General features: G+C 63.4%; 5 protein-coding genes. 3 read left to right on the top strand and 2 right to left on the bottom strand.

What is annotated here, in order from left to right; translation table 11 throughout:
• The first annotated feature begins 4 nt into the window (after nucleotides 1–4).
• Genes GRF61_RS16140 through GRF61_RS16130 form a run of 3 tightly spaced genes read left to right on the top strand, consistent with a single transcriptional unit; the run spans nucleotide 5 to nucleotide 3079 of the window.
• Nucleotides 5–376, top strand: a complete 372-nt coding sequence (locus tag GRF61_RS16140) for a hypothetical protein (RefSeq protein ID WP_169151658.1) — start codon at nucleotides 5–7, stop codon at nucleotides 374–376.
• Between the two features lie 8 nt (nucleotides 377–384).
• Nucleotides 385–2262 (top strand): VWA domain-containing protein, encoded by a 1878-nt coding sequence (locus tag GRF61_RS16135; protein WP_169151655.1) that lies wholly within the window; start codon nucleotides 385–387, stop codon nucleotides 2260–2262.
• Between the two features lie 4 nt (nucleotides 2263–2266).
• Nucleotides 2267–3079 carry a Crp/Fnr family transcriptional regulator gene (locus GRF61_RS16130; RefSeq protein ID WP_169151654.1) on the top strand — a complete coding sequence of 271 codons (813 nt, stop codon included), beginning with the start codon at nucleotides 2267–2269 and terminating at the stop codon, nucleotides 3077–3079.
• Nucleotides 3080–3261: 182 nt separating this feature from the next.
• Here the strand turns inward: GRF61_RS16130 and GRF61_RS16125 are convergent, their stop codons facing one another.
• Both GRF61_RS16125 and GRF61_RS16120 read right to left on the bottom strand, forming a co-directional pair.
• Entirely contained in the window at nucleotides 3262–4374 is a 1113-nt protein-coding gene (locus tag GRF61_RS16125) for a hypothetical protein (RefSeq protein ID WP_169151653.1), read from the bottom strand.
• The gene (locus GRF61_RS16120; protein WP_169151652.1) at nucleotides 4374–10568 is read right to left on the bottom strand and encodes an AAA family ATPase; all 6195 of its coding nucleotides are present in this window, start codon (nucleotides 10566–10568) and stop codon (nucleotides 4374–4376) included. The genes GRF61_RS16125 and GRF61_RS16120 overlap by 1 nt, the downstream gene beginning before the upstream one ends.

The following is a 10568-nucleotide window of genomic DNA, read 5'->3' as shown; positions in this document are numbered from 1 at the left end:
GAACATCCCCGGCCCGCCGCTGGCGATCGCCGCTGAAGCCCTCTTCCTGGTGAACCTGATGCTGCTCCCCGGCGTCGGCTTCTTGCTGCTGGCGCTGCTGTGGCTGGCCAAGCGCAATCACCCCTCGCCGCTGGTGCGCAATCACCTGCAGCAGACCATGGCCGTCAGCCTGCGCGGCGGCGCCATCCTGGTCGGACTCAGTGCCGCGGTATTCCTGCTGGGCGGCTTCTCCAACCCCTGGTCCTGGGTCATCGGCGTGCTCTATTTCGTTTGCGTGCATGCCACCCTCATCCTGTTCGGCGTCGTCGGCCTCAACCAGGCCATGCTGCGGCGCCCTTACCGCTACCCGCTGCTCGGCCCCCGTCTGCCGGTTTAGGAAAAAAAATGGAAGAAGCCGTCGGCAAACTCTGGCACCGTCTCATCACCCGCGCCGCCGGCGTCAGCCATCCGGCCGCGGTGGTGCGGCTGAGGGAAGTGGAACGCACCGCCGGCGTCCTCTTCCGCGCCCTGGGCGGCGACCCCGGCCTGCGCGTGGCGGCGGCGCCAGTGGATGAACACCGCGCCCGCCGCAGCTTCATCGCCCGCGTCGCCGGTGCCGGCAGCCACGCCGCGCTGGCGCGCATGGACGCCACCACGCTGCGCCTGCCGCCGGAAATCGACGCCTTCCCCGAGCGCGGGCTCAACCGCGATCTCTACCTCTGGCTGGCCGCGCTGGCCGCTGCCCGCCAGGTACTGCCGCCAGCGGAAACGCTGGAAGGCGAAAGCGAACTGCAGCGCAACCAGCGCGCCACGCTCACCGTGCTCGCCAGCTGGCCGGGCATGGCAAGCCGATACCAGCGGCTGGTGGAGGCCTACGCGCCGCGCCGCCTAGGCTCTTCGCGCAACGCCAGCCGCATGCCGCCGGCCGAACGCGCACGCGAAGAAGCCATCGTCGCCGCGCTGCGCGAGCCCGGCAGCGTCACCGCCCTGCCGCCGGTGCCGGCCGGCACGCCACCCGCCGCGCCGGTGTTGCTGTGGCTGGCCGGCGACGAAGCGGCGCCAGCGCCCTTCCCGCGCAACCGCGGCGCCGATCCAGAGCAAGCGCCCGGCAGCAGCACCCAGCCGGGCGAAGACAGCGAGCGCCACGCCCATCGCGCCGAGCGGGTGGAGCTGCCCAAGGAAAAAAACGGCCTGATGATGGTGTTCCGCGCCGAAAGCCTGCTGGCGGTCACCGAATTCCTGAAGCTCAACCGCCCGACCGACGACGAGCCCGATCCCAACGCCGCCGACGCCGCCCGCGACCTGGACAAGCTCGCCCTCGCCGAAGACAGGGAGAAGGTCGCCTCCAAGGTGCGCTTCGACCTCGACCTGCCCTCGGATGCCGAGGACGACGTCGTGCTCGGCGCCGGCATCCCCCAGCCGGAGTGGGACTACCGCAAGCGCATCCTTCTCCCCGACCATGTGCGCGTCATCGAGATGGCCGCCCGCAACGCCCCGCCCGGCCCGCTGCCGGTATCGCTGCAGGCCACCGCCCGCCGCCTGCGCCAGCAGTTCGCCGCCCTGCAGCCCGGCTGGCGCTGGCTGCGCGGCCAGCCGGAAGGCTCGGAACTGGACGTGGACGCCGCGGTGCGCGCGCAGACCGACCGCCACTGCGGCCGCCAGCCGTCGGAACAGCTCTACCTCTCGCTGGAAACCCGCGAGCGCGACCTCGCCTGCCTGGTGCTGGCCGACCTCTCCCTCTCCACCGACGCCTGGGTGTCATCGCAGGCCCGCGTCATCGACGTCATCCGCGACGCCCTGCTGCTGTTCGGCGAAGCCCTGGGCGCCACCGGCGACGCCTTCGCCCTCGCCGGCTTCTCCTCGGTGCGGCGCGAGAAAGTGCGCTTCCACCGCCTGAAAGACTTCGGCGAGCGCTTCGACAACCGCATCCGCGGCCGCATCCTCGCGCTCAAGCCCGGCTACTACACCCGCCTGGGCGCCGCCATACGCCGCGCCACCAAGCTGCTGGAAGCCCAGCCCGCCAGCCGCCGCATCCTGCTCATCCTGTCCGACGGCAAACCCAACGACCTCGACCTCTACGACGGCCGCTACGGCATCGAAGACACCCGCGCCGCCATCGTCGAAGCCCGCCGCGCCGGCCTCGCCCCCTTCTGCGTGACCATAGACCGCGAAGGCGCCGGCTACCTGCCCCACCTCTTCGGCCCCGCCGGCTTCACCGTCATCCGCAAGCCGGAAGAACTGCCCTCCCGCCTGCCCCTGTTCTACGCCCAACTGACGAGGTGACTCGATGAGTCCGCGCGACATTCCCTGTGCCACGCTGTTCGCCGCGCCCGCGCGCACCCCGCGTGGCGGCGGCCAGCCACTGGATCGCCAGCCGCTGGACCCACAGACCGAGCGCATCTCACAGCTGTTAACCCAGGCCCCGCTGTTCAACGGCCTCGCCCAGGCGGAAATCGCCCGCTTCGCCCACGGCGTGCGCGAACAGAAAGTCGAGCGCAACGCCGTCCTCTTCCACCGCGGCGACCCCTGCCACGGCTTCCACCTGGTGCTCACCGGCCAGGTCAAACTCGCCTTCATCTCCGCCGCCGGCCACGAAAAAGTGGTCGAAATCATCCGCGCCGGCCAGACCTTCGGCGAAGCCGTCATGTTCATGGACAAACCCTACGTGGTCATGGCCCAGGCCCTGGGCGACTGCAGCCTGCTGCACATCTCCAAGCAAGTGGTATTCGAGGAAATGGAGTGCGACCCGCTGTTCTGCCGCAAGATCGTCGCCGGCCTAGCCCAACGCCTCCACCACCTCGTCGCCGACGTGGAAACCTACTCCCTGCGCTCCGGCCGGGAACGCGTCGTGGGCTACCTGCTGCGGGAAGAAAAGGAAAGCGACGCCGCCAGCAACCGCCCCGCCGGCGCCCTCCCCGGCACCGAGCGAGTCACCGTACGCCTACCCACCAGCAAAGGCACCATCGCCTCGCGGCTGAACCTCACGCAGGAACATTTCTCCCGCATCCTGCATGAGCTGATCGAAAGCGGGCTCATCGTCGTCCAGGGGCGGACGATTCATATTCCGGATTTGGGGAGGCTGAGGCGGAGTTTGAATTGAGGGGTGCTGGGTGCAGCGATGAATTCGCAGGGCAGCTCCTTTCGATTTGGCTAACGCGTAGAGCTTCAACCGCTTCCTCCGGAAGCCATGGACGCTCGTCACAAGCTGAACGCTGCGCCTACTTGGTTTTGAGCATCCGCCGTGTGTGCAAACTGGGTTTGCGGTCGTGACTGGGCAGCACGTTATTGCCCCACCTTGCCAGTGAGAACGTAGAGCGCTTCATCCGCACTCACTGGCTCAAGGTGCGCGAGCTTGTTCCGGATGTCCCGGTACCTCTGTGCCGTCTGAACGATATTCGGCGGAAGTCGATGTATCCGCGCCAGATGAAACAGACCGCCGATCTCAACATCGTTCAAATCGAGAACTGGCTCATCGTTAAGCCGCAGAGAAGAAGGCAACCCCCGACTGGCTCTCATGCGATCAGCCAACTGTCGACGCTTCAGTTCAAGGGTTGGCATCAACTCGGCGGCCTGCGCGGCCCACAAACGCATCGCCAATTCCCTCTTGGGGTCACCATTCCGAGACAAGACGAGCGCATGCGCCATGCGCTCTCCGTCAAAATCGGCGAGGCCGCCCTCCTCCCACGTGGAGCCGAGCCCGCCCCAAGACTCCCTGTCATCGTCGACTGAGCGAAGCACCTGCGTCGGCTCAAAAAGATCCTGCCAGTTCAGTTCGAGGAGCCGATCAACCAAGTCGAAGTCCCACAACGCCAGCCGCGTAACGATCCGAGCTACCAGCTTTGCACGAGCGTCGATGCGCGTCCCATTACGCCGCCAGTGCTGAAGGACATAGCCGAACACGTCGCCTTCGCCGATGTGACCATTCCACGCCAACGACTGAAGCGCTGGTGCCTTGGCCGGCAACTGATCAGCTGGAACGCCGGACGTAACTAGCAGCAATTGCGTCCGGTCAAACTTGTCCACGGAGCGACAAGCATTTGCATACTCGCCCAAGAAGCGTGCCCACGCAGGCCACTGCGGGATATCGACCGCCGAAACAACTACAACCCGCTTATCCTCCATGCGGGCAATCAGCGAAGCTACCGTCTTTCCAGAGGGGCCGCGCTCGTCGTCGATTTCGAGTCTGGCACAGATCTCGTCGATTGGGGGTCGCCCGCTAGGTTGCAGCGGGCCAGCTAGGCGCCAATTGTCGTCGGCCAAGCGATCCTCAAGGACGTGCGCGAGCGCGCCGCTTGCGTTGGCGGGCGCACCAACAACAACATTCGCGCCATCGCGAATTGCCTCCACCACCGACTCGACAAATGCCATGGCACCGGGAAGCAACCAGCGGTCCATCAACCGCACGTTCCCAGCAGAACCTGCGAGACGATGGGATCGACCGTCCAGAAACCGGCCCCCTCGCGACGCGTCAACCCGAGAAGCTCCCCCCATCTGAGGCACAGCTCCACATGCTCCCTTTTCGCTTCGGCAATTACGGCGAGGTCGCTCGCCTCGATGGGCTCTACCACCCCGTCGCTATTTGTTTTACATAACTGCGCCAGCACGTCGATCACTCCCACTGGTTTAACTACATCCAGGCCAAGTCGCCTGCGCAAGAGCACAGTCTGCTCTGTGTCAGTGGCCTGCTGCCGCGCGATCGATTCGATACGCTCCCTCACGGCGCGCAACTCGGTCCGCTCACCGACCAGATCGGTAACGAGCGCCGGCCACAGACCGGTCGCTCCAATCAGCAGACGGCGGTCCTCGGGATCCAACTGAATCTGCCGCTCCTCCAACCAGTGGCGCAGAAACGCCTCGCTCCATTGCAAGAGAGACATCCACGGCAACTCACCGCCTTTCAACACATTGTCATCATCCAACAAGCGCCAGAGCGTCGTCGGATCGGCGACGAAGACTAGGGATGCGAACTTACTTTCTGACCGCAAGCTTTTTAGGCGATCCTGCGCTTCCGCCAACCAGAGACTAGTCCACGGCACGGACTCAGGGATCACGAAAACCGACACTTGGTCCTTAGGACGATCGACCAGCACCTCCTGCAGCGTGACGCCGAACGACTGGCGGTCGGAGCATTCGTCCAAAATCACCGGCGTAGCCCCATTTTCCAAGTAGTCCTCGAGATTGGCCGCGACCTTGGCAATACCTGCAACCTCCGTTCCGGTCACGATGGTGATGTCATTATTCTTTTGCAGCAACCGGCTAAACTGCTGATAGGTAAAGACGTTGCGATCAGGTGTTGCAGACGCTCTCCGAAGGGGCGGTCTGAACGTCGTCGATTCGAACTCGACTGCCGGTTCGCGCTCCTTGTTCAGAACCGTTTCAATCTCTTCCTGCGTCCCAAGCAGCAAGAGCACATTCGGATTGCGTAGCACATAGCGTCCGGCGGGGAGCTTACGTAGAACCCCCAACCCGACCATTTCGTCCAGCAGCACCCGGAAGTCCAGTTCACTGGTGTCGCGGAAACCGTCAGCCCACCAATGCAGTGCCCCCGTCTGCCGAATCATTTGCCACGAAGCGCCGTCACTCTGCGTGTAGCGGCCACGCAGCAGATCCAGAGCCATTGAGTAGGCCAGCACCTCGTAGCGCGGGTCCAGTTGAAGGGTCAGGCGGAATTTGGCACGGATTTCGTCGCGCAGTGCATCGCTCGAATAGACCTGTTCGATGTCCCTGTCGGTAACGGGATAGCGTGGGCCACTCGCCCTCTGTCGACTGGTAACCTGGCCCAACATATGACGGAGCAGATGGGAACAGTACAACTGAATGAGACTGGGGTAGTAGTTGGTCTGCGCAAGGATGCGAATCACCAACCCCTTCGACTCAAAGGCAAACCCCGCTGCAGCCATCGGTCTGCGAATAAGGTCAGCTGCCTCCCTCACTTCCTCCCCTTCGCGCAGCGGTCCGATTTCGATTGGCTCACCGAAGTGAGCCAAGGGGTGGTTGGGCCGCTCTGTCATCCGAAGCACGTTGTGGAGACCCGCAAACACGACCTTGAACCGCCGCTGTGTATCGTCCATCAACTGCTTTAGCCTGCGCGTCTCCTCAAAATCGTTCCTTCCGTCCTGCTCGAAGAATCGGTCTGCCTCGTCAAGCAGCAAGAGCACCCGCCGATCGGCATTGGTCGCGAGAAACTCGCGGACGGCTTTGATCATTGCCTCTGCGCCCTGCTTCTTTCCCGGCGCTGGAGCGGTCAGCTTCTGGTCCAGAACCCTCAACTCCCTCAGCTTCTCATACAGCGTCAACCAGACTTCGCTTGGAGCCACACTGACGCCGATGCCCTCGGCTCGCAAATCGATCCATCGTGCATAGTGACCGCGAGACGGGGCATGAAATGACTGCTCAGCGCGCTTGAGGAGTGCCGTCTTACCAAGCTGGCGCCCTCCGTAGATGAAGCAGCGCCCGTTGAGGCCGCGCACTGCGTCAAGTTCGGTACCTCGCCCGTAAAACATCTCGGGTGGCACCAGACCGGCCGTAGCGTCGTACGGCAACGAGTACGAGAACGGCATTGCCGTGTCGAGCCATGCTCTAAGGCGCGATCCTGCCGAGCAACACAGGTACACAAGCAACGTCTCGTCCAGCATCATCAGCGACCGTCGCTTCGATTTGGCCAGCCGACTCAAGTCACGCCATCTCTGCTCCGACATACGGCCAAAGAAGAGCAGCAACGCTGGTCGCATCGTCGAGGCATCGCCCACCCACTGTAAGAGGTCGTCCACGGTAGGCCGCCCCCAGACACAGATGACGCGGTATCGCCCACCCGCAGAGGAACCGTACATGGGCAGGGGGCAGACCTGACGGTCCTCGACTGGATCGGCGTCGAGGCTCCAGATTTCCCGTCCAGACACTCTATCTGCGCGAATCAAGTCTTTGACCGTGAATCCGAGTCCGATCAGCAGCAGTTCGAGCCTGGAGCGCTCCCCCTCCTGTCTGGCTTTCATGTCAGACCAGGCACTGAACATTTTCGACGCTTGCTTCCGGCGCGCACCATCAACACGCGTCGCGTCAAGGCCTGGAATCGCCTGACCCTGCTCCAACGCACCTTGTACTGTCTCTCGCTTGTGTTCCGCTAGCCAGGATTCGATCGCCTTCACCGCCTCCGGGAAAAAATGGTCGAACCCCTCGCGCGCGTCTTCGTCCAGGTCGGTTGGTGTCGGCTTGCCTTGTTGGAGCCAATGCACCAGTTCCCGGGCAGTGGCGATGTCACCCTCCTCCAGTGCCTTCTCGACTTCCATCGCGCCAGACCGGGTGGCGTCGGTGAGCACAATGTCAGTCAGGTCCTTGCGAACTTCCGTCTTACGCGCTTCACGCTCGTCCTCGACCCGAGCACGAATGTTTCTGATCTCGGCCATCACGATGTCGAAGCGTCGCAGTTCTTCAACTTGCCCCTGCCACCTCGCCAGCTGACTTTCAAACTGACCCCGCTCCGCTTCCTGCAAATAGCCGTATGCCGAACCAACCTCGACTGCGCGTTGGCACTCGGAGATGTCCTTAAGCAGCGCGTGCTTCCAGCGCTCCCTCTCCGGACGCATCGGCGCGCAGTCGGCGTCGGCAAGTCCTGCGTTGACAATCATCTCGGCCCCAAGGAAGTCACCCCGATCGGCACGGCATCGCAACGCTGCCACTGGTTCGAGAGGAATGAACTGCATCCGTTCCAACACTGCTAGCGCCACCTCCGGGTCGACCTCCAACGTCCAATCTTCCCGAATTGGTAACTCAGGGAGGCAAAGCAGGGAACGGCTCAGTACCTCTACCTGCTGCGGCTCGGACTCACGCAGGCTCGACGCGCTGTCGAACAGCGCCAGAAGTCCTTGCACCGATCTCAAGGCCTGGGTCTGGCCGCCGGTCACGAGTCGCCATGGATCGTGCAAGGGCGGCCGAGTCAGCTCCTGCTCGACGGCGCCAAAGTTCTCGCGCAGGGCTTTGTGCACTTCTTCCAGCAGGTCACGCAGGCGATCCTCACGACCACCAAGCAGCTCGACCAACGACAGCCATTGGCGGGGCAACTTGAGTGCCTCATCGACAAGCCGCAACAAGTGCTCCAACGCACCAGAATGAATGTCCTCACCGCGTCGACGCTTTTCTTCACGCCGATCTGTTGTGTGAATCAGTCGAGTAACATGGTCCACATTGGACATTTCTGCGACCAACTCGCGAACACGGTCGGCGTCCACCAAGCGGTTGTGCACCACAGGTGCAACAAGCGCGTCGATCTTACCCCCGGGCCGGAGCCAGCGCCTCCAGACGCTTGTCGCCGCGGCAAACTTGATCGTGTAGGCGGGAGCCTGGACGCCGAGCCAGTCCTCTGCTGTGTGTTGCAGGGATTGCAAGTCGGCCCTGATTGCTGCCTCGCCACGAGCCTTGCGCAGTACCTTGGGCTCGATGCGGAAACCCATCAGCTTCGAGCTCAGACTGCGGAGCTTCTGCACGAGAGCGTACAGAGCCGGGTAGTCGCCTCCTTGGTGGAGGTACGCCGCCACAGTGGCGGCGCCACTGCTGGGTGCCAGCACCATTGGCCGCAGGGTCGCCGACGCGAGCAACAGATTGATTGCCGCATGCCACGACCGCGGCGTGTTTGACGCAAAGTCCGCAGGGGCCAAATTCTCGAATCGGCTGCCCAATGCAACTTGGAGCGGTCCATCCGGAAGCATCAGCTCTTCGGCAAGCGCCGCAGCCGCCAGCAAGTCTGGAGACGGAACCTTTGTTCCTGGATGCGTCGCCTCAATCCAATTCGCCGTCTGGTAAGCCAACGCCGGTTGCCCGGCCGCAAGGAGATGCCACACCGGACGACAGACTTCGCCTGCGTGATCGCTGTACGGGTCTGCGCAACCTACCCGTATCTCGTCGGCGGATTGACCAGACGGAAGAGCAGCGACGGTTTCAGGCACATCTTCCACCAGGGACTGTTGCTCGAAAACAGCTGCTACCTCGGCCGCAGGCTCGATCGAGCCTCCAAGACGCTCGTCCCCTTCAGCACGCTGTTCCTCCTGCAAGTGAGAACCGTCGGACTCAATGGGCATCAACAACCCTTCGACTTCGGACGCAGTCTCGACCGGCGCCAAGGCAGACGCAGGAGCGGCCGGTGCAACGACGATCGAAACATCCTCACCAGAAGGGATCACCGCCTCGTGGTTGTCTAGCCTGGCGACATAGTCCGTCGAGTAGTCAAACGGCTCAGCGAAGGGGGAGGCGGCGTCAATCAGACGCTCCTGCGTCGCGAGTTGCACGGCCTCAGTTTCGATGGCGTGCCTCTGCGCATCGGCGTGCTGCCGCTTCGCCGCTGCCTGTTGGCCAAATCCCTTGGCCGTCACGAGTGTTTGCTCTGTTGTCTGAGTCAACTGGCGACTCCCCTTGGCAAACTCCGCCGCGCGCACAAACGCCTCGCTTGCTTCGCCAGTGCGCATGATTGCCGCCGCCGCATCTGCACCTAGCTCCGCTATCTGATCCGGCTCACCGCGCTCGGCACGTGCAAGCCGCCAACGCGCGTCAAGCTGCGAGAGCGTGGCCGCGTCAAGCCACTCGAAGCCCGGTCGCGCCGCGGTCTCAGCTAAGAAGACCATCAAACCACGGTGTCGCTCCTCGAACTGCTCCGCCACCGAACCAAGGCGTTTTGGAAGCGACTCACGCATACGCGCGAACTCCACAGCGATCTGCGACAGCTCGTCGACCGCCTCGCGGGTTGGATGCTCCCGGAGCTCGGCGGCAACCGCATCCAGGCGCTGCATCACTTGGTCCCACTGATCGTCGCTCGTTCCGGGGTCGTCAGCACTCCCTGCGCGAGCGCCGGTCGCAGCAATTTGCTCGGCCTCACCCATGTGCAACTCCTCTGCAGTTTGCCCAAGCTCGTCGTCGGTAGCAGCCTGAACACTGGCTTTGAGCAATGCACCTAGCTCCGACTGGATCTCGGGGCAGCAGGCCACGGCCTTTGCGACGAACCAGTCAGTCCACCCAATGGAGGAAAGCGCGAAGATCGCATGGCCGACTTGTAGCCGACGACCTGCGTTCAAATCTTCCCAGCGCTTCAGATCCACAATAAGGCGCGGCCACAGCATGAACATGCCGAGCGGGGTACTGCCCTGATCGAACCCCGAGTGCTTCTCGATGCGACTGCGTATCCGGGGCCACTCCTCGCAATCAGCGGTCAGCGTCGACTCATCGAACGGCAGCGTGAGCCAGCCGGGCTCGTAGGCCTTCAGCAACTGCACGTCTACCGCAAACGCAAACGCCTTCGTACCCTGTCGCCTTTGCGGCTCAAGCAAGCGCTTAACGACGCACCAGAAACTCCTGAAGCGCTCGCCTGCGCTCAGGTAGTAGGTAAGCACGCTCCAATCGGTCTTGGACACCGCCCGCCTGAGCCGGGCGTCGGGTTCTCCGTAGAAACGCGCGTCCGACTGTACATCACGGCGCCGCTCACGGTTCAGGCCAGCCTCACGCTGCATCAAAGCAATGATCGGCAGCACCTTCCCGTCCAACGAGATCAGTGACGCGGGAAGCCCATAGACGGGCTGATGAATGTATTGGCTTTCGTCGGCTCGCAT

Origin of the sequence: Azoarcus sp. TTM-91 (genome assembly GCF_012911025.1) — a bacterium.
GTDB lineage: Bacteria > Pseudomonadota > Gammaproteobacteria > Burkholderiales > Rhodocyclaceae > Azoarcus.
The sequence above is the reverse complement of the archived record's forward strand: the minus strand, read 5'-3'. Positions and strand labels throughout refer to the sequence as shown.

Bases quoted from the DNA above. Each gene is read 5' to 3' on its own strand.
- GRF61_RS16135 (WP_169151655.1), top strand. From the start codon at position 385: ATGGAAGAAGCCGTCGGCAAACTCTGGCACCGTCTCATCACCCGCGCC.
- GRF61_RS16130 (WP_169151654.1), top strand. From the start codon at position 2,267: ATGAGTCCGCGCGACATTCCCTGTGCCACGCTGTTCGCCGCGCCCGCG.
- GRF61_RS16125 (WP_169151653.1), bottom strand. From the start codon at position 4,374: ATGGACCGCTGGTTGCTTCCCGGTGCCATGGCATTTGTCGAGTCGGTG.
- GRF61_RS16120 (WP_169151652.1), bottom strand. From the start codon at position 10,568: ATGCGAGCCGACGAAAGCCAATACATTCATCAGCCCGTCTATGGGCTT.